Source organism: Nonomuraea sp. NPDC004702, from assembly GCF_053601695.1.
In genome coordinates this window covers 96549-113686 of record NZ_JBSGCE010000013.1, presented here as the reverse complement: position 1 = coordinate 113686, position 17138 = coordinate 96549, and the positions used below count along the sequence as shown (strand labels likewise).

The 17138-nt window shown below is 72.3% G+C and carries 20 protein-coding genes; 9 read left to right on the top strand and 11 right to left on the bottom strand.

The genetic code is table 11. The annotated features are described in order from the left end of the window. Nucleotides 1-9: 9 nt before the first annotated feature. Nucleotides 10-765 (bottom strand): XRE family transcriptional regulator, encoded by a 756-nt coding sequence (locus ACWEJ6_RS18670; RefSeq protein ID WP_452424911.1) that lies wholly within the window; start codon nucleotides 763-765, stop codon nucleotides 10-12. A gap of 286 nt (nucleotides 766-1051) precedes the next feature. Between ACWEJ6_RS18670 and ACWEJ6_RS18665 the strand changes: the two genes are divergently transcribed. Continuing rightward, entirely contained in the window at nucleotides 1052-1264 is a 213-nt protein-coding gene (locus tag ACWEJ6_RS18665; protein WP_452424909.1) for a hypothetical protein, read from the top strand. A gap of 59 nt (nucleotides 1265-1323) precedes the next feature. Here ACWEJ6_RS18665 and ACWEJ6_RS18660 read toward each other — a convergent pair whose 3' ends face one another. The 3 genes from ACWEJ6_RS18660 to ACWEJ6_RS18650 form a co-directional block, all read right to left on the bottom strand. Beyond that, the gene (locus tag ACWEJ6_RS18660) at nucleotides 1324-1674 is read right to left on the bottom strand and encodes a type II toxin-antitoxin system VapC family toxin (protein WP_452424907.1); all 351 of its coding nucleotides are present in this window, start codon (nucleotides 1672-1674) and stop codon (nucleotides 1324-1326) included. After that, a complete protein-coding gene (locus ACWEJ6_RS18655) occupies nucleotides 1671-1844 on the bottom strand; it encodes a hypothetical protein (RefSeq protein WP_452424905.1) in 174 nt (57 codons plus the stop codon). The genes ACWEJ6_RS18660 and ACWEJ6_RS18655 overlap by 4 nt, the downstream gene beginning before the upstream one ends. 162 nt (nucleotides 1845-2006) lie before the next feature. Beyond that, nucleotides 2007-2486, bottom strand: a complete 480-nt coding sequence (locus tag ACWEJ6_RS18650) for a MarR family winged helix-turn-helix transcriptional regulator (protein ID WP_452424903.1) — start codon at nucleotides 2484-2486, stop codon at nucleotides 2007-2009. 67 nt (nucleotides 2487-2553) lie between these two features. Here ACWEJ6_RS18650 and ACWEJ6_RS18645 point away from each other — a divergent pair, with 67 nt between their 5' ends. The 3 genes from ACWEJ6_RS18645 to ACWEJ6_RS18635 all read left to right on the top strand — a co-directional run bounded on the left by ACWEJ6_RS18645 (nucleotide 2554) and on the right by ACWEJ6_RS18635 (nucleotide 5036). Continuing rightward, nucleotides 2554-3396 (top strand): alpha/beta fold hydrolase, encoded by an 843-nt coding sequence (locus ACWEJ6_RS18645; RefSeq protein WP_452424901.1) that lies wholly within the window; start codon nucleotides 2554-2556, stop codon nucleotides 3394-3396. Between the two features lie 99 nt (nucleotides 3397-3495). After that, nucleotides 3496-4410: an ABC transporter permease gene (locus tag ACWEJ6_RS18640; RefSeq protein WP_452424899.1), complete on the top strand. Its 915-nt coding sequence runs from the start codon at nucleotides 3496-3498 to the stop codon at nucleotides 4408-4410. A 74-nt stretch (nucleotides 4411-4484) separates the two neighbouring features. Then, the gene (locus ACWEJ6_RS18635) at nucleotides 4485-5036 is read left to right on the top strand and encodes a GNAT family N-acetyltransferase (RefSeq protein ID WP_452424897.1); all 552 of its coding nucleotides are present in this window, start codon (nucleotides 4485-4487) and stop codon (nucleotides 5034-5036) included. Here ACWEJ6_RS18635 and metE read toward each other — a convergent pair. Further along, complete coding sequence (metE, locus tag ACWEJ6_RS18630; protein WP_452424895.1) at nucleotides 5027-7186, bottom strand: 5-methyltetrahydropteroyltriglutamate--homocysteine S-methyltransferase; 2160 nt, start codon at nucleotides 7184-7186, stop codon at nucleotides 5027-5029. The two genes, ACWEJ6_RS18635 and metE, sit on opposite strands and share 10 nt — an antisense overlap. An 82-nt stretch (nucleotides 7187-7268) precedes the next feature. Here metE and ACWEJ6_RS18625 point away from each other — a divergent pair, with 82 nt between their 5' ends. Then, the gene (locus ACWEJ6_RS18625; protein ID WP_452425031.1) at nucleotides 7269-8108 is read left to right on the top strand and encodes a LysR family transcriptional regulator; all 840 of its coding nucleotides are present in this window, start codon (nucleotides 7269-7271) and stop codon (nucleotides 8106-8108) included. Nucleotides 8109-8114: 6 nt separating this feature from the next. Here the strand turns inward: ACWEJ6_RS18625 and ACWEJ6_RS18620 are convergent, their stop codons facing one another. Together ACWEJ6_RS18620 and ACWEJ6_RS18615 are read right to left on the bottom strand one after the other, a co-directional pair. Continuing rightward, nucleotides 8115-8795, bottom strand: coding sequence for a DNA alkylation repair protein (locus ACWEJ6_RS18620; RefSeq protein ID WP_387681957.1), 681 nt, complete (start codon nucleotides 8793-8795; stop codon nucleotides 8115-8117). Then, a complete protein-coding gene (locus ACWEJ6_RS18615; protein ID WP_352363105.1) occupies nucleotides 8792-9463 on the bottom strand; it encodes a TetR/AcrR family transcriptional regulator in 672 nt (223 codons plus the stop codon). Before ACWEJ6_RS18615 ends, ACWEJ6_RS18620 begins: the two co-directional genes overlap by 4 nt. Before the next feature lie 98 nt (nucleotides 9464-9561). Between ACWEJ6_RS18615 and ACWEJ6_RS18610 the strand changes: the two genes are divergently transcribed. The 3 genes from ACWEJ6_RS18610 to ACWEJ6_RS18600 all read left to right on the top strand — a co-directional run bounded on the left by ACWEJ6_RS18610 (nucleotide 9562) and on the right by ACWEJ6_RS18600 (nucleotide 12989). Then, nucleotides 9562-10716, top strand: coding sequence for an acetyl-CoA C-acetyltransferase (locus ACWEJ6_RS18610; RefSeq protein WP_452424892.1), 1155 nt, complete (start codon nucleotides 9562-9564; stop codon nucleotides 10714-10716). 124 nt (nucleotides 10717-10840) lie between these two features. Continuing rightward, on the top strand, nucleotides 10841-12319 hold the full coding sequence (locus ACWEJ6_RS18605) for a glycoside hydrolase family 3 protein (RefSeq protein ID WP_364340350.1): 1479 nt from the start codon (nucleotides 10841-10843) through the stop codon (nucleotides 12317-12319). 4 nt (nucleotides 12320-12323) lie between these two features. Further along, on the top strand, nucleotides 12324-12989 hold the full coding sequence (locus tag ACWEJ6_RS18600; RefSeq protein WP_452424890.1) for a pentapeptide repeat-containing protein: 666 nt from the start codon (nucleotides 12324-12326) through the stop codon (nucleotides 12987-12989). A gap of 83 nt (nucleotides 12990-13072) precedes the next feature. Here the strand turns inward: ACWEJ6_RS18600 and ACWEJ6_RS18595 are convergent, their stop codons facing one another. Genes ACWEJ6_RS18595 through ACWEJ6_RS18580 form a run of 4 tightly spaced genes read right to left on the bottom strand, consistent with a single transcriptional unit; the run spans nucleotide 13073 to nucleotide 16359 of the window. Beyond that, nucleotides 13073-14095 (bottom strand): NAD(P)H-dependent flavin oxidoreductase, encoded by a 1023-nt coding sequence (locus tag ACWEJ6_RS18595; RefSeq protein ID WP_452424888.1) that lies wholly within the window; start codon nucleotides 14093-14095, stop codon nucleotides 13073-13075. After that, complete coding sequence (locus ACWEJ6_RS18590) at nucleotides 14092-14811, bottom strand: CoA-transferase subunit beta (protein WP_452424886.1); 720 nt, start codon at nucleotides 14809-14811, stop codon at nucleotides 14092-14094. Before ACWEJ6_RS18590 ends, ACWEJ6_RS18595 begins: the two co-directional genes overlap by 4 nt. Before the next feature lie 46 nt (nucleotides 14812-14857). Then, nucleotides 14858-15634, bottom strand: coding sequence for a CoA transferase subunit A (locus ACWEJ6_RS18585; protein ID WP_452424884.1), 777 nt, complete (start codon nucleotides 15632-15634; stop codon nucleotides 14858-14860). Further along, entirely contained in the window at nucleotides 15631-16359 is a 729-nt protein-coding gene (locus ACWEJ6_RS18580) for an enoyl-CoA hydratase family protein (protein WP_387681977.1), read from the bottom strand. Before ACWEJ6_RS18580 ends, ACWEJ6_RS18585 begins: the two co-directional genes overlap by 4 nt. 46 nt (nucleotides 16360-16405) lie before the next feature. On the opposite strand from ACWEJ6_RS18580, the gene ACWEJ6_RS18575 reads away from it, so the two are divergent. Further along, nucleotides 16406-17134, top strand: coding sequence for an SDR family oxidoreductase (locus ACWEJ6_RS18575; protein WP_358298487.1), 729 nt, complete (start codon nucleotides 16406-16408; stop codon nucleotides 17132-17134). Nucleotides 17135-17138 lie beyond the last annotated feature (4 nt).

Genomic DNA, 17138 nt, shown 5'->3' with positions numbered 1-17138 from the left:
AATGCCTCCTCAGACTTCCGCGCCGGACCACGGAACGGCTCCGGCCCAGACTCGCTCGAAGGATGACATGTAGTGCTCGGCCATCGTCCCCCCGTCGAGGCGATGGAAGTGGAAGGTCGGGTTGGCGGAGGCTGGTTCGCCGTACGCGTGCGGGTTGACCAGGATGTCGTCGTCGTAGCGGAACAGCGAGGCGTACAGAGTGGTCGCGTGCAGACGAATCTCGCAGCCATCCAGGTCCGGCAGCGTCCGGTAGTAGGTCAAGGATGAGCGGATCTTGGCGGGCAGCGTTCCGCCCAGCCCTTCCTCGCGATCTCGCGTCTCCACCGACTGCGCGTCGGGGGCGCCGAAGCACAACCTGATCGCGACACCGCGCTGTGCGATCTCGGTGAGCAATCGGGCGATCCTGGGTTGTGTCTGAGCGTAGAAGGTTCCTGAGAAGACGAGAACGTCCACCCGCTCCTGAGCGTCGGTGAGGAGTCGAAGCCACAGCTCACGAGGCACGCTGGCACGGTCGGGAAAGACCTCCACGAGTTCGGACCGGTTCGCCCTGCCGCGGCGAGCCCCGCTGCTTTCCAGCACGTCGGGCCACAGGTACGTCTCGTCGGCGGTCAGCAGCTTCGCCGCCGCCCACCTGTGCCTCCGGTGCGGAACACGGCCGGTGTTGATCCAGCGTTCGACTGTCTTGGGCTCGACGCCGCAGGTCTCGGCCAGGTCCTCCAGGGCCACACCATGGCGGAGCATCGCTGTGCGTAGGCGCTCGTTCACGCATCCAGTGGACGCGAACGTCCGGGACGTTTCAAGGCCGTCCCGGGACGTTTCCCGTGCCGCTACACGTCCCGGCAACGGGGTGCGGCGAGGTTGGAAGGTCCCGTCCTCCTGGCTTCACTTGGCGTACCGGGACCGAAGTCACTGGAGGCAGGTGGATGAACCCACAGCAGGAGTCGAGGCACCCACTTCCGGGGCCGGGAAGAGCGGCACGGCGAGTCGCTCTCCGCTATGCGGAGCCGCACAGGTCGCATCAGAGCGCCGCGCTCACCGCCGGAGCACGGGCGTGAGCCTGACGGTCCAGGAAGTTCTCGGCAGGTTTCCCGGGTGGCGGATCATCGACGTGACCGGCGGCTGGGTCGCGTTCCGCGTCCCCCTCGTGTCCCGTGACAGCGGGCTGTCCAACGTCCGCTGCGGGGCGACCCTGGCGGAACTGGCCGGGAACCTCCAGGCCGAGAGCAGGCTCCACGAGTCGCGCTCACCCACGACGAGCAACTGATCAGACGGAGGCCGACCGGGCACGCCATGCCTGTCCCGCCGCCCCCGAAGCAGTCGTTCTCAGAGTCTTTCCGGCAGGAGGAGCAGTGAATGGGTGTGTTGCGGGCGCACCACCGTGAAGTGTCGGCGATCGAGCGTGGCCACCTCTGGAGTGTTGAGCCGTTCGGCGATCGCTATGACGGAGGCGTCGACCGCGCCCAGAGGCAGGCTCGCATAGGCGGCGACCAACGTGCTCATACGCCGAAGGTCCTGCTCAGTGAGATCGACCAAGTTCAGACCTGCCCCGAAGGTTCGCAGAAACGAAGCCTCCGCTGCACTGCCCTGCCGCCTCTCCACCAGCTGACACGCCTCATGGTGCCTGTCTTTGCTGTTGAGCGCCGCGACCAACGGGCCTGTGTCAAGGACGATCACAAGGGGTGATTGTCCTCCGCCCGCAGGATCTCCTCGGCGCGTTCCGCGAAATCCGGCTCCGCCTCTAGCATTCCGATGAACGGCAAGTCCCGCACCGCCTGCTGCTCGTCGAGCTGATCCCGGACCAGACGGAGCAGAGGCGCGACCTTCTCTTCGGGCAGCCGGTCCATGCCGTCCAGTCTACGAGACATGAGCGTCCTGAGCCTGGGACACCCTTGTCCTGGCGGGGAAGGCCGTCCCGTCGAGCTCCGGCTCGCCGGAGGCAAGGCCGACCGGGCAAGCGGCACCTCGTCGATGAAGGCGCCGAAGAACCGTCTGATCGTGACGCCGGCCTAACCCCGGGTGACGGCCTTGTGGACGTCGCTGAGGAAGCGTTCGATGGTGGCCTGTTCCGTGGTGTCGTACCGGCCCATGAGGGCGACGATCTCCTGGATGAGCGGGCCGAAGAAGCTCCAGCCGAGCGTGACGGCGCTCTCGTCGACCTTGAGCAGCACCCGCCGCCGGTCCCGGGTGTCGCGTTCCCGGCGGACGTGACCGAGCCGTTCCAGACGGTCCACCACCGCCGTGGTGCCCGCGGAGTTGAGGCCGAGGTGTGTGCCCAGCGTTCCGGGGGTGGCGGGGGTGCCGGTGCGGGCGGCGTCGAGGAGGCAGATGAGCGCGCGTACGTCGGTCGGGTGCAGGGCGTGCGCGGCGGCGAACCGCTCGCCCATGCGGTCGAGTTCCACGGTGACGGCGCGCAGCAGATGGACCAGCCGCATCCCGGCGTCCTGGTCGTGCACGTTCCCGGCATGCTCCGGCGGCGGCGTCGTCATGCCACCAGTATGGCATTATCTCGCTCAGCGAGATTATTGCTGAGCAAGCTATTCAGTTAGGTGCGGCATGTCGGACTTCCTCTCCGCCTACGACGCGGTCCTCGAACGCTGGCCGGTACCGGTCGAGCCCATCGACCTGGTCTCGGCGTACGGCACGACCCGGGTGAACGCGTGCGGCCCCGCCGACGGCCCGCCGCTGGTCCTGCTGCACGGCGGCGGCACCACGGCGGCGATGTGGTTCGCCAACGTCGCCGCGTTCGCCCGCCGTCATCGCGTGTACGCCGTCGACCGCATCGGCGAGCCGGGACGGAGCATCCGCGGCGAACGCCCCCCGCGCGGCGCCGGCGACCTGCTCGGCTGGCTGGACGGCGTGCTCGACGGGCTCGGGATCGACAGCGCCGCGGTGTGCGGACACTCCTACGGCGGGTGGATCGCCCTGACGTACGCACTCCACGCATCCCGGCGGGTCGAGCGGCTCGTCCTGCTCGACCCGACGCAGTGCTTCGGCGGGTTCCGGGCCGGATACCTGGCCCGCGCGCTGCCCACCCTGCTGCGGCCGACGGCCTCGCGCGCGCGGGCCTTCCTGGAGTGGGAGACCGGCGGCGCGCCCGCCGACCCCGCCTGGCTGCGGCTCTACGGCCTGGCCGCGGAGTTCCCGGACACGAAGGTCGTCACCGGGAAACGGCCCGAGCCCGGATCGCTGCGCGCGCTCACCACGCCCGCCCTCGTGCTCGTCGCCGGCCGCGGCAAGGCGCACTCCCCGCACCGCGTCGCGTCGGCCGCCGCCCGCCTGCTGCCGGGCGCGCGGACCGCGGTGCTGCCGCGCCTGTCCCATCACGCGATGCCGTGGCACGAGCCCGCCGACCTCAACGCCCGCGTCGTCGACTTCCTCGACGGACGAGCCACCTGACCCGACGCCCCTCGAAGGCGCGCCAGGACGCCCGTCTCGCCGCCCCGGAACCTAGACTCCTGGGCATTCCGCGACGCAGCAGGCCGTGAGGAGACTCCCATGCCATCCGCGCCCGAACAGGAATCACTCGCCGCCCTCGCGACCCGGCACGGGCTGCGGCGGTCCATGGCCCGCCCGGACATGCACGTCTACCTGCGCCGATTATGGGAACGCCGGCACTTCATCCTGGTGTACGCGACCTCGCGCACCGCCTCGAAGTACTCCGCCTCCGCGCTCGGTCAACTGTGGCAAGTGGTGACGCCGCTGCTGAACGCCGGCATCTACTGGGTCATGTTCGGCCTCGTCCTGGGCGGACACGAGCACATCGAGAACTATGCGGCCTTCCTCGTCACGGGGATGTTCGTCTTCACCTACAGCCAGCGGTCGGCCTCGGCGGGGGCCAAGTCCGTCTCGGGGAACCTCTCGCTCATCCGCGCCCTGCACTTCCCCCGCGCCGCGCTGCCCCTGGCCTACACCCTTCAGGAGCTGCGGCAGGCGGCCGTCTCCATGGGTGTGCTGCTCGTCCTCGTGGTCGTCATGGGGGAGTTCCCCACCTGGTTCTGGCTGCTGGTCCCGGTCGCCCTGCTCCTGCAGACGATGTTCAACATCGGGCTGAGCCTGGTCCTGGCGCGGCTGGGGGCCTCGCTGCGCGACGTGAACCAGCTCCTGCCGTTCGTCCTGCGGACCTGGCTGTACGCCTCCGGGGTCTTCTTCTCGATCCAGTACAAGATCGTGGGATATCCGGACCCGGTCACCGGCGAGCCGGTCGGCGGGGTCGGGCTGCCGCAGTGGGTGGCCGACGTCATGTATCTCAACCCCGCCGCCTCCACCATCGAGTTCATGCGCGACATCCTGATCCACGCCTCCAGCCCTCGCCCGCTCGTCTGGCTGAGCTGCGCGTTCTGGGCGGTCGCCGGACTGACCCTCGGGCTCTGGTACTTCTGGCGGGCCGAGGACACGTACGGGCGCGGGTGAGGACACGTACGGGCGCGGGTGAGGGCCGGAAAAGGGTTCGCGCGCGGGGGGCGTGCTCTGGTTTGCTCCCCATCATGACGTCTGCGTGGGTCGGCGAGCGCGTGCGCCTGAGGGCCATCGAACCGGAGGACTGGGCGGCGCTCTTCGCCTTCGAGGAGGACACCGACGCGGCCAGGAACGGCTGGCGGCTGCCGCCGCCCCGCTCGGCCGCCCAGGCCCAGAAGTGGGCCAGGGAGCTGGCCGAGCAGGAGTCCGACATGGACGAGCTGCGCCTGGTGATCGCCGACGCGGCCGACGGCCGCCCGGTCGGCATGCTCAACACGCACGAGGTCGAGCGCATGCACGGCACGTTCTGCTACGGCATCTCCATCGGCACGCCCCACCATCGCAAGGGCTACGCCAGCGAGGCGATCGTCCTGCTGCTGCGCTACATGTTCGCCGAGCGCCGCTTCCAGAAGGCCGAGGCGTGGGTCTACAGCTCCAACGAACCGTCGCAGGCCCTGCACCGGCGGCTCGGCTTCGTCGAGGAGGGCCGCCGGCGCAGGAGCCGCTTCGCCGCCGGGCGTTACGACGACGGGATCCTGTTCGGGATGACGGTCGAGGAGTTCACCGAGCGCTACGGCTGAAGCTCGGCCCGCAGCCGCCCGGTGGCCTCGACGACGTGCGCCAGCGAGGCTTCCACCTGCTCGTACGTGCGCGTCTTCAGCCCGCAGTCGGGGTTGACCCAGACCCGCTCGGCCGGCAGCGCCGCCAGCGTCCTGCGCAGCAGGTCCTCGACCTCGTCCGCGCCGGGCACGCGCGGGGAGTGGATGTCGTACACGCCGGGGCCGAGGCCGCGGCCGAACGCGCGCACCGCGCCCAGGATGCGCGCCCCCGAGCGGGCCGACTCGATCGTGGTGACGTCGGCGTCCAGGCCGTCGATGGCGGCCAGGATCTGGTCGGCGTCCGAATAGCACAGGTGGGTGTGGATCTGGGTGCGGTCGGCCGCGCCCGAGGTGGCCCGCCGGTACGCCGCCACCGCCCACTCCAGGTAGTCGGCCTGCGCGGCCCGCCGCAGCGGCAGCAGCTCGCGCAGGGCGGGCTCGTCCACCTGGATGATCGACACCCCGGCCGCCTCCAGGTCGCGCACCTCCTCGCGCACCGCGTCGGCCACCTGGAAGACCACGTCCCGCAGCGGCAGGTCGTCGCGGACGAACGACCAGGCCACGATCGTCACCGGCCCGGTGAGCATGCCCTTGACCGGCTTGGCGGTGAGCGACTGCGCATAAGAGGCCCAGCGCACGGTGATGGGCCCGGGACGGCCGACGTCGCCGTGCAGGATCGGCGGCCGGGTGCAGCGCGACCCGTACGACTGGACCCAGCCGTTGCTGGTGACCGCGAACCCGTCCAGGTGCTTGGCGAAGTACTGCACCATGTCGTTGCGCTCGGGCTCGCCGTGCACGAGCACGTCCAGGCCGAGGCGTTCCTGCAGCCTGACGACGTGCTCGATCTCGGCCTCGACGCGCCGCTCGTAGTCCTCCTCCGGCAGCGTCCCGGCTGCCACGGCCGCCCGCGCCGCGCGCAGCTCGCCGGTCTGCGGGAACGAGCCGATGGTGGTGATCGGCAGCACGGGCAGGCCCAGGTGGGCGGCCTGGGCGGCGGCCCGCACCGGGTACGGCGCCCGCTCCTGCGGCGCGGCCGGCGCGGTCAGCGGCACCGAGGGCGCGGCCGGGACCGGCCCCCGGAAGTCCGGCCCCTCGGCGACGGTGAGGGCCAGCGCCACCACCTCGGCCACCTTCTGCTCGGCGAAGGCCAGCCGTTCCCGCAGCGCCGGATCGAGGTCGGGCTCGGCGTCCACGTCGTAGGGCACGTGCAGCAGCGAGCAGGACGTGCTCACCGTCACCCGGTCCGCGCGCACGCCGCCGAGGGCGGCCAGGGCGCGTGCCGGCGAGGTGCGCCACACGTCGCGGCCCGACACCACGCCCGCGACCACGGTCTTGCCCGGCAGGTCGGGCACGGCGCCGCCGCGCACCAGGTCCACGCCGATCGCCTCGACAGGCGTGCCGGCCAGCACCGGCAGCGCGGGCCCGAGGTCGCCGAAGTAGGAGGCCACGAACAGCCCCGGCCGGACGGCCGCCGACCCCAGCCGGTCGTAGGCCAGCCGCACGGCCGCCAGCTCCTCGGGCGTGCGGTCGCCGACCAGCGCCGGCTCGTCGAGCTGCACCCACTCGACGCCCTCGGCGGCCAGCGCCGCGAGCAGCTCCTCGTAGCAGCCGAGCACGTCCTCCAGCCGCTCGGGCGCCCCGGCCAGCAGCAGGAACGTCACCGGCCCGACCACGACGGGCCGCGTCTCGTAGCCGAGCGCGCGGGCCTCGCGCACCTCGGCGAGCGGCTTGGCGGCGTCCAGCTTGAAGACGGTCTCCGGGCCGATCTCCGGCACGATGTAGTGGTAGTTGGTGTCGAACCACTTCGTCATCCGCAGCGGCGCCAGCCCCTCGGTGCCCCTGGCCATCGCGAAGTAGGGGTCCTCGGCCGCGCGGTAACGCTCGGGCACCGCGCCCAGCAGCACCGCCGTGTCCAGCACGTGGTCGTACAGGGAGAAGGTGTTGGACGGCAGCCCGTCCAGGCCCAGCTCGGCCAGCCGCCGCCAGGTCCGCTCCCTGATCTCCGCGCCCGTCCGCTCCAGCTCCGCGCGGCCGGACCGCCCGTCCCAGTAGGACTCCAGGGCCCGCTTCAGCTCCCGTCGCGGCCCGATCCTCGGGTACCCGAGCACCGTGGACGTGGGGAATGGCGACATCTCAGCTCCTCGATCACGTCGGTCAGATGCGGGAATCGTGTCCGGCGGGACCGAGGTGGTGCATCATTGATAAGTGCTGCTTATGCTCAAGGAGATCCACTGCTTCCTCCTGGTCGCCGAGCGGCTCGGCTTCTCGGCTGCCGCCGCCGACCTGGGCATGTCGCAGCCCGCCGTGAGCCAGGCCATCACCCGGCTCGAACGCGCCGCCGGGGTCAGGCTCTTCGAGCGCAACGCCCGCGAGGTGCGGTTGACCGCCGAGGGAAAGGGGCTGCTGCCGTACGCCCGGCAGGTGCTCGACTCGGCCCAGGCGTTCACCGCGGAAGCCGCCAGACTGGCCCGGCCGACCATTCACCTGGCTTATCCACCGCTGGCGGGCACGCTCGCCGCGCGCATCGCCAGACGGCTGGCCGGCCGCGCCCCGGCGATCGGCGTGGAACTCGTCGTGGCCGGACGGGGCGCCGCGGCCCGGGCGCTGGGCGGCGGGGAGGTCTCGGCCGCGATCCTGGCCACGCCGGCGCCCGCGCAGTTCGTCACGGCGGCCCGCTTCCACGTGTCCGTGGACCATCTGGCCGTCCCGCTCGGGCACCGGCTGGCCGGGCACGGCAGGGTCACGCCGGACGACCTGGGCGGCCAGGTGCTGCTGACGCCGGGGAACCGGCCGTGGGCGGGGCTGCCGGGGCGTGCGCGGATGGTGGCCGACGACGACTTCGCCGCCGCGCTCGACCTGGTGGCCGCCGGGGCGGGGGTGCTGCCGATCCCGCAGCTCCTGGTCAGGTCCGTCAGACGGGACGACGTGCGGTTCGTGCCGCTGGAGGCGGGGGAGCTGCGCATCACCTACGCGCTGGCCTGGGCGCGGGAGCGGGTGACGCCGGAGCTGATGGCGCTGGTGCAGGCGGTGCAGGACGCGCTCTGGACCAGATGAGGACGGCTAACTCACAGGCAGGTTCTTCAGGGCCTCACGGCGGCTCAGGCCGGAGATGCCCTTGGCGCGGACGTACCGGATGACTTCGTCGGGGTTGGTCTTGGCGTACTCGCGTAAGGACCAGCCGATGGCCTTGCGGGCGAAGAAGTCGGTGTCGGACAGGCTGGGCTCGATGCAGGCGTATAAAAGGGCCGTGTCGGTGCGGGACTTGAAGCGGTTCTGGCACAGGATCGCCGTGCGGCGCTTCCACAGGTCGGCGTCGGCCGCCCATTCCAGCATGAGCGGGCGCATGGTGTCGGGAAAGGCCGCCAGCAGGTCGCCGACGCGATGGGTGGCCAGCTCGTCGACCAGGTCCCACCAGGCGCCGGTGACGATCATCTCCTCGTACATCGGCACGGTGTAGAGGGTCTGGAAGTCGCGGTAGTAGCGGTGGCCGGTCAGCTCGACGGCGGCGTAACGCTCCTCGCGGTATTCGGCCTCCCGCCACAGCGAGAGCACCGCGCGCCGCCACTCGGGCGCGGAGTCGATGCGGTGGCGGGCGAACACCCGCCGCAGCGCCGCCCGCCTCGGCGTGGCCTGCACGCCGAGGAAGGGCATCTCCGACTTCATGTACGCGCGCATCGGCTCGGCCTTGTCCGGCTCGGCGACCTCCTCAAGGGCCAGCCGCACCGCCTTGCCGAGGCTCATCCCTGACGCTGGGTCGTGCGCTCGCCGGTGGCGAGCCCGTCGAACAGCACCGTGATGTAGTGCTCGGCCAGCGCGGTGGTGTTGAGCCTGCCGCCGGGACGGAACCAGCGCACGGCCACCCAGATGGTGTCGCGGATCATCCGGTAGGTCAGCTTGGGGTCGACGTCGGCCCTGAACAGCCCGGCCGCCTGACCCGCCTTGATCTGGGTCACCCAGATCTGCTCGACCTCGTCCTCGGCCTTGACCAGGTAGTTGAAGCGCTCGAACTGGCGCAGGTAGTTCCAGTCGTTCTGCATGACGGTGATCGCGGCGCGGTGGGGCTCCAGCGTGCCGAAGCCGATGCGGACCATCTCCGACAGGACCGTGCGGGCGTCGGAGCTGGTGTCGACGGCGGCGCGGTAGCGGGCGATGAGGTCGTCGAGGAAGGTGGACAGCACCTCGTCGACGATCGTCTCCTTGGAGTCGAAGTGGTGGTAGAGGCTGCCGGACAGGATGCCCGCCTCGTCGGCGATCTCGCGTACGGTCGTGGCCTGGAAGCCCTTGCGCGCGAAGAGCTCCGCGGCGAGTTTGACGAGGTGGTCGCGCCGCTCTGAGGCCGCCCCAGTGGAGGAGGCGCGCTGGCGCTTCGCCGGTGACGTGGTGGTGCCGGAGTTCTTTCGCGTGGTCACGTTTCCCATTATGAGCCCTCAGACAATCGCTTGTTCACACGTCAGGCCCAGCTCGTAGGGCATTATCTTGCTTACCAAGCGCTTGTTAGGATGCGGGGATGAACGAGGCTTACATCGTCGCCGCCGTCCGTACCCCCGTCGGGCGCAGGAACGGCGGGCTGGCCGCGGCCCACCCCGCCGACCTCGGCGCGCACGTGCTCCGCGAGCTGATGGACCGCGCGGACGCCGACCCCGCCGCCGTCGAGGACGTGATCTTCGGCTGCGTGGACACGATCGGGCCGCAGGCCGGGGACGTCGCGCGTACCTGCTGGCTGGCCGCCGGGCTGCCCGAGGAGGTCCCGGGCGTCACCGTCGACCGCCAGTGCGGCTCCTCGCAGCAGGCCCTGCACTTCGCCGCCCAGGCCGTGCTGTCGGGCACCAGCGACCTGGTGGTGGCGGGCGGCGTGCAGAACATGAGCATGATCCCGATCTCCTCGGCCATGCTGGCGGGCCGGCCGCTCGGGCACGAGACCCCGTACGCCGGGTCCAAGGGCTGGTCCGCCCGCTACGGCGCGGCGGAGGTCTCCCAGTTCGCCGGAGCCGAGCAGATGGCGGTGGCCTGGGACCTGTCGCGCGAGGACATGGAGCTCTACGCCTACGAGTCCCACCGCCGCGCGCTGCGGGCCGTGGACGAGGGGCGCTTCCGGCGCGAGATCGTCCCTTATGAGGACGTCGCCGACGACGAGGCCCCCCGCAGGGACACCACGCCGGAGAAGATGGCCGCGCTCCGGCCGCTGACCGAAGGGGGGCGGCTCACGGCGGCGCTGGCGTCCCAGATCTCCGACGGCGCGGCGGCGCTGCTGGTCGCCTCGCCCCGGGCCGTCCGCGACCACGGGCTGACCCCGCGCGCCCGCGTGCACCACCTCTCGGCGCGCGGCGCGGACCCGATCATGATGCTCTCCGCGCCCATCCCCGCCACGGCCCACGCCCTGGGCCGGACCGGCCTGGCCATCGACGACTTCGACGCGATCGAGATCAACGAGGCGTTCGCCTCCGTCGTGCTGGCCTGGATCAAGGAGACCGGCGCCGACCCGGCCCGGGTGAACCCCAACGGCGGCGCCATCGCGCTCGGCCATCCGCTCGGCGCGACCGGCGCGGTCCTGACCGTGAAGCTGCTGCACGAACTCGAACGCACCGGCGGCCGGTACGGCCTGCAGACGATGTGCGAAGGCGGGGGACAGGCGAACGTCACCGTCATCGAACGCCTCGGCTGAAAGGCCGCGCCGCGCAACTGAAGTGAGCATTTGCGGCAATGGTTGAATAAGACACGGAAGGAACCGGGCTGACATCAGAAAATGCCTCTAGCAAATAGGAAACTTTCCTATTAGATTTCGGGTCATGCCCCTCAGCGGTGACCTTCTTCGCCTCGCCGACGCCGTCCTCCTCCCTGGTTTCGCGGGACAGACGCCTCCGGACTGGATCCGCCGCCGACTCGGCGAGGGACTGGCCGGCGTGGTGCTGTTCTCCCGCAACATCGCCGACCCCGCGCAGGTCGCCCGGCTCACCGCCGCGCTGCGCGCGGAGAACCCCGCGGTGCTCGTCGGCACCGACGAGGAGTCCGGCGAGGTCACCCGGCTGGAGGTGAGCACCGGCAGCAGCCGTCCCGGCGGGTACGCGCTCGGCGTCGTGGACGACGTCGGCCTCACCGAGGCGCTGGCCAGGGACATGGGCGGCGAACTGGCGGCCGCGGGCATCACGATCGACTTCGCCCCGTCCGCCGACGTCAACTCCAACCCCGACAACCCGGTCATCGGCCTGCGGTCCTTCGGGGCCGACCCCGCGCTCGTCGCCCGGCACACCAGGGCGTTCGTCCGCGGCATGCAGTCGGCCGGGGTGGCCGCCTGTGCCAAGCACTTCCCCGGCCACGGGGACACCACCGTCGACTCCCACCACGGCGTGCCCGTGGTGGCCGACGCCGGCATCGAGGAGGCGCTCTTCCCGTTCCGGGAGGCGATCAAGGAGGGGGTCAGGTCGATCATGACCGGCCACCTGCTCGTGCCCTCCTACGACGCCGAACTGCCCGCCACGCTCAGCCCCAAGGTCCTCACGGGCCTGCTGCGCGAGGAGCTGGGCTTCCAGGGAATGATCATCACGGACGGCATAGAGATGGCCGCGGTGTCGGGGGCGTACGGGATCGGGGGCGCCTCCGCCCGCGCCATAGCCGCGGGGGCCGACGCGATCTGCGTGGGCGGCGAGCGGGCCGACGAGGCCACCGCCGTCGAGGTCCGCGACGCCATCGCCGCCGCCGTGACCGAAGGACTGCTGCCCGAGGAGCGACTGGCCGACGCCGCACGCAGGGTCCGCGAGCTGGCCGCCTGGACCACCTCCTCGGGCAGCCCCGTACCGGAGGACGGCTACCTCGGGCTCTCCGCGGCCCGCCGGGCCGTCCGCGTCACCCGCAGGTCCACGGCCCCCGTGCTGCCGCTCACCGGGGCGGCGCACGTGGTCGAGCTGACGCCCGAGATGAACCTGGCCATCGACAAGGGCACCCCGTGGGGCGTCGGCGAGCCGCTCGGACGGCTGCTGCCCGGCACCGCCGTCACCCGGCTGGCGGCCGGGGACACCACCGGGGCCAGGCTGGAGCGGCTGATCGGCGAGGCGGCGCAGCGCCCCCTGGTGATCGTGGTCCGCGACGCCCACCGCTACGCCTGGCAGGGCGAGGCGCTGCGGCACCTGCTCAGCGCCCGGCCGGACGCCGTCGTCGTGGAGATGGGCCTGCCCGCCCGCTCCGACCTCGGCGCCGTGCACATCGCCACGTACGGGTCGGCGCGGGTCTGCGGCCAGGCGGCGGCGGAGGTGCTCACCGGTACGCTGTGACACCGTGATCCTCGACGGCGAAGACCTCTCCCACAGCCGCCCCGCCCTCCCCGACGACGGCCCGCACGTCTTCCGCGGCTGCGACCTCACCGAGGCCGACCTGTCCGGAGCCGCGCTGGCCGGCGCCCGCTTCGAGTCCTGCGTGCTCGACGGCGCCGACCTGCGCAAGGCCGACCTCGACGGCGCGGTCTTCGCGGGCGGCGGCGGCATGCGCCCGAGGTTCAACGACGCCGACCTGATCGACGCCACGTTCACCGACGTCGACCTGTCCTCGGCCCAGTTCGGCGGCGCCCTGCTCACCGACGCCTCCTTCCAGGGCTGCCGCATGATCGGCGCCGCGCTCACGGCCTCGCGCGGCACCGGCTTCAAGGTCGCGCGGTGCAACCTGACGCTGGCCAACCTCGGCGGCTGCTCGCTGCGCGGCGAGTTCATCGAGGGCGTGCGCTTCGACGACGCCGACCTGTCGGGCTGCGACTTCACCGAGGCCACCTTCAGCGACTGCCGGCTCATCGGCACGCGGCTGCTCAACACCACGTTCGCCAAGGCCGACCTGCGCGGCGCCGACCTCGGGCAGCCCGACGACGCCAAGCTGCGCGCCTTCGCCGGCGCGATCATCAACCAGACCCAGGCGAACGCCATCCTGCTGGCCCGCGGCATCACCGTCCTGTGAGCCAGGCTCTGCGTGGGGTCAGGCGTCGTGCGGGTCAGGCGTCGTGCGGGTCAGGCGTCGTGCGGGTCAGGCTCCGCGTGGGATTAGGCCAGGCGTTTGCGTGCCTCCTCGGCCTCGGCCATCACCCGCCCGATCAGCTCGGCGCACGACGGCAGGTCCTCGATCACGCCCACCACCTGACCCGAGGCCATCACCCCGAGATCGGCCCGGCCGTCCACCATCGCCGCGCGCAGCAGCACCGGCGTGTTGGCCGCCTGGAGCACCTGCGCCCAGGTCAGCTCCCGGCCGCGGCGCATCCGGCGTCCCTCGCGGACCAGCGAGCCCCACGACAGGCCGGACAGCCGCCGGAACCGGGCCCCGTTCAGCACCGCGCGCAGCAGCCGCGACCGTTCCAGCGAGGCCACGAACGGGGTGCTGAGCACGCGGTGCGGCACGCCGTCCACCCTGGTCGTCACGACGGTCTCGCGGGCGGCCAGGTAGACGTCCTTGACCGCGCCGGGCACCGGGGACTCGCGGGTGAGCAGGAACCGGGTGCCCATGGCGATCCCGCACGCGCCGTAGGCCAGCGCGGCGACCAGGCCCCGGCCGTCGAAGAAGCCGCCCGCCGCGATCACCGGGATGTCCACCGCGTCCACGACCTGCGGCAGCAGCAGCGTGGTGGCCAGCGGGCCGGTGTGCCCGCCGCCCTCGCCGCCCTGCACGATCACCGCGTCCACCCCCCACGCGGCCACCTTCTCGGCGTGCCGGCGCGCCCCCACCGACGGGATCGTGACGACCCCCGCGTCCTTGAGCCGGGCGATCAGCTCGCGCCGGGGCGCCTGGGCGAACGACGCCACCCGCACGCCCTCCCTGATCATCACCGCCACCCGCTCGGCCGCGTCGTCGGCGTCGGAGCGGATGTTCACCCCGAAGGGGGCGTCGGTCCGCTCCTTGACCCGCCTGACCGCCGCCGTCATCTCGGGCACCGACATGGTGGCGGCGCCGATCACGCCCAGCCCGCCCGCCGCCGAGACGGCCGCGGCCAGCCGGGCGCCCGCGACGTACCCCATGCCGGTCTGGACGACGGGATGGCGGCAGCCGGTGAGCTCGGTCAGCGCCGTCCTCACCGGGCCACCTCGCGGTCGCGCGCCCGGCCGGGATCCAGCCGGTCCAGGACGGCCAGCTCGGCCGCGTCCGGCTCCCGCGTCGTGGGCACCTCCGGGGGGACGACCAGGTCGAAGCCGGTGGCGGCCAGCACGTCGGCCACGCTCACCCCCGGATGCGTGGACACCAGGCGCATCGAGCCGTCGGGCGTGCCGAAGTCGAGCACCGCCAGGTCCGTCACCACCCGCCGCAGCTCGTACGCCCCCCGGTCGGTGCCCAGCCCGCTCACCATGTCCACCTCGGGCACGAACACCCGCCGCGAGTGCCGCGGGATCCAGTAGCTCGTCGGGTCGCACCGCGTGTTCCCCGGCGCCCCGCGCACCCCGAGGAGCTGCGCCTTGGGACGGGCCCAGTCGCCGATGCAGGAGATGTTGCTGTTCCCGTGCCGGTCGATCTGGCTCGCGCCGAGCATCACGTGCCGGCGGCCGTTCAGCACCAGCCACAGGTGCTCCCGGAACGGCAGCCAGCCCTCCACCACCCCGGGCGCCGCCCCCAGCGCGGGCACGTCGCCGGTGAGCAGGCAGACGCCGTCGGAGGTGAGCAGATCGGGCTCGAACGTCAGCCGGGCGAGCCGCGCGGCCAGCACCGTGATGGCCCCGCCGATCCCGGCCGCCAGGATCTCCCCGTCGCCCCTGAACGCCTCCGCGCAGGCCAGCACGCACACGTCAGCCCTGCTCACCTCAGTCCTGCTCACCTCAGTCCTGCTCACCTCAGTCCTGCTCGCCTCAGTCCTGGTCATCGACGCCGCCCTCCACGTACCGCCGCTGCCGCTCCTCGTCGCGCCCGTAGTCCGGCTCGCACGAGGTGAACCCGGCCCCGCCCGGCGCCTCGACCACGCCGGTCACCATCGACCGGCTGATCAGCAACGACTGCACCGGCCCCTCCTTCAGCAGGTCGGCGGTGTCCACCAGCCGCTCGCAGGACACGTAGCAGCGCCCGGCCGCCTTGGCGTACAGGTCGTCGAAGTACGGGTCGGGGCCCAGGTACTGGGCGTTCCCGCGGGCGTCGGCCCGGTTCAGGTGCACCAGCGCCACGTCCATGGTCAGGGCGGGCACCGCGACCAGCTCCTCCCCGTCCCCGTACGGCGAGCGCACCGTCCGCAGCTCCGGGTTGACCCGCAGCACGCCGGACCCAAGGCCCGCCCGCGTCGGCAGGAACGGCAGCCGGTGCGCCGCCGCCAGCAGCCCGAACATGAACATGCCCTCGTCGTACTCGGTGAACTCGACCGTGCCGGCCTGCCTGGCCGCCCGGAAGTGCGGTTCGAGGGGGATGGAGTCGAGCGTGACGAACGGCGCCACCACCCGGCGCACCTTGCCCGCCGCGCACAACATGCCGACGTCCGGGCCGCCGTAGGAGACGACCGTCAGATCCCGGACGGACGTCCGCAGCAGGCCGCCCACCAGGGCCATGGGCTTGCGCCGCGAGCCCCAGCCGCCGATCCCGACCGTCATCCCGCTCTCCACCGAGGCCGCGACCTCCTCGACGGACATCACCTTGCTCATCGGAACCGCTCCCTGTGCTCGTCGCCCATGCCCATGAGGTTCAGCTCGAAGGTGAAGCCCTGCTCGAAGCGGTAACTGCGCCGCACGTCCACCGGGTCGATGCCGTTCAGCGACTCCTTGGCGCGGCGGATGACGTACGGGTCCTTGGCCGCGATCAGCCCGGCCACCTCCATCGCCGCCGCGCGCAGCTTGTCGCGCGGCACCACCTCCAGCACCGACCCGAACGCGTGCAGCTCGGCCGCCGTGACGTTCCGGCACGTGTAGACCATGGCCCGCATGAGGTGCTGGGGCACCAGCCGGGCCAGGTGCGTGGCCGCCCCGAGCGCGCCGCGGTCCACCTCGGGCAGCCCGAAGTAGGCGTCCTCGCTGGCCACCACCACGTCCGCGTTGCCGGCCAGGCCGACGCCGCCGCCCAGGCAGTGCCCGTGCACGGCGGCGACCACCGGCACCTCGCACTCGTAGACGGCCGCGAACGCCTCGAAACACTGCCGGTTCGCGCCGACGAGCGCCGTGTGCCCGGGATCGGCTTGCATCTCCTTGATGTCCACGCCGGCGTTGAAGCCGCGGCCCTCGGCCCGCAGCACCACCACCCTGGTCGCCGGGTCACGCCCGGCCGCGCGCACCGCCGCCGCCAGGTCGGCCCAGCCCTGGACGGTCAACGCGTTCACCGGCGGCACGTCCACCACGACCTCGGCGACCGGCCCGTCCCGCAGTGTGATCCCCATCGCGCTCCCTGGTCGCACCTAACGCTTGCTTGGTACGGTAGCACCCGTGACGGTCACTTACGACTACACGGGCAGGTCCGTGCTGGTGACGGGCGGCACCCAGGGCATCGGCGCGGGCATCGCCAGGGCCTTCCGCGCGGCCGGCGCCGACGTGACGGTCTGCGCCAGGAAGGACCCCGGCCCCCTGGACGGCCTGCGCTTCGTCCAGGCCGACGTGCGCGTCCCGGCGGACGTCGAACGGCTGGTCGCCGGGTTCGACCGGCTGGACGTGCTGGTCAACAACGCCGGCGGCTCGCCGCCCGCCCCCGTGTCGGGCACCTCGCCGCGCCTGCACGCCCGCGTCATCGAGCTCAACCTGACCGCCCCCCTGCTGGTCTCCCAGCGGGCCCACCCGCTGCTGGCCGCCGCCCGCGGGGCGATCGTGATGATCGGCAGCGTCAGCGGCGCCCGTCCCTCGCCCGGCACCGCCGCGTACGGCGCCGCCAAGGCGGGCCTGCACCACCTGGCCCGCTGCCTGGCCGCCGAATGGGCCCCCGAGGTCAGGGTCAACTCGGTCGTGGTCGGCCTGGCCGACACCACGGCGGCCGAGCGGTACACCGGCCAGGGCCGGGCGGACGCCGCCATCCCCGCGGGCCGCCCCGCCACGCCCGCCGACGTGGCCGCGGCCTGCCTGTGGCTGGCCGCCCCCGGCTACGTGACCGGCGCCGAGGTACGGGTGGACGGCGGCGGCGAGATCCCCGCCTGGCAACACCTAGCTTCTGACGATATTTCTTGATATC

Excerpts from the sequence above, each read along its gene's own strand:
- ACWEJ6_RS18640 (WP_452424899.1), top strand. The coding sequence starts at position 3,496 with ATGCCATCCGCGCCCGAACAGGAATCACTCGCCGCCCTCGCGACCCGG.
- ACWEJ6_RS18635 (WP_452424897.1), top strand. The coding sequence starts at position 4,485 with ATGACGTCTGCGTGGGTCGGCGAGCGCGTGCGCCTGAGGGCCATCGAA.
- ACWEJ6_RS18585 (WP_452424884.1), bottom strand. The coding sequence starts at position 15,634 with ATGAGCAAGGTGATGTCCGTCGAGGAGGTCGCGGCCTCGGTGGAGAGC.
- ACWEJ6_RS18610 (WP_452424892.1), top strand. The coding sequence starts at position 9,562 with ATGAACGAGGCTTACATCGTCGCCGCCGTCCGTACCCCCGTCGGGCGC.
- ACWEJ6_RS18620 (WP_387681957.1), bottom strand. The coding sequence starts at position 8,795 with ATGAGCCTCGGCAAGGCGGTGCGGCTGGCCCTTGAGGAGGTCGCCGAG.
- metE (WP_452424895.1), bottom strand. The coding sequence starts at position 7,186 with ATGTCGCCATTCCCCACGTCCACGGTGCTCGGGTACCCGAGGATCGGG.
- ACWEJ6_RS18625 (WP_452425031.1), top strand. The coding sequence starts at position 7,269 with ATGCTCAAGGAGATCCACTGCTTCCTCCTGGTCGCCGAGCGGCTCGGC.
- ACWEJ6_RS18655 (WP_452424905.1), bottom strand. The coding sequence starts at position 1,844 with ATGGACCGGCTGCCCGAAGAGAAGGTCGCGCCTCTGCTCCGTCTGGTC.
- ACWEJ6_RS18605 (WP_364340350.1), top strand. The coding sequence starts at position 10,841 with ATGCCCCTCAGCGGTGACCTTCTTCGCCTCGCCGACGCCGTCCTCCTC.
- ACWEJ6_RS18650 (WP_452424903.1), bottom strand. The coding sequence starts at position 2,486 with ATGACGACGCCGCCGCCGGAGCATGCCGGGAACGTGCACGACCAGGAC.
- ACWEJ6_RS18580 (WP_387681977.1), bottom strand. The coding sequence starts at position 16,359 with ATGGGGATCACACTGCGGGACGGGCCGGTCGCCGAGGTCGTGGTGGAC.
- ACWEJ6_RS18645 (WP_452424901.1), top strand. The coding sequence starts at position 2,554 with ATGTCGGACTTCCTCTCCGCCTACGACGCGGTCCTCGAACGCTGGCCG.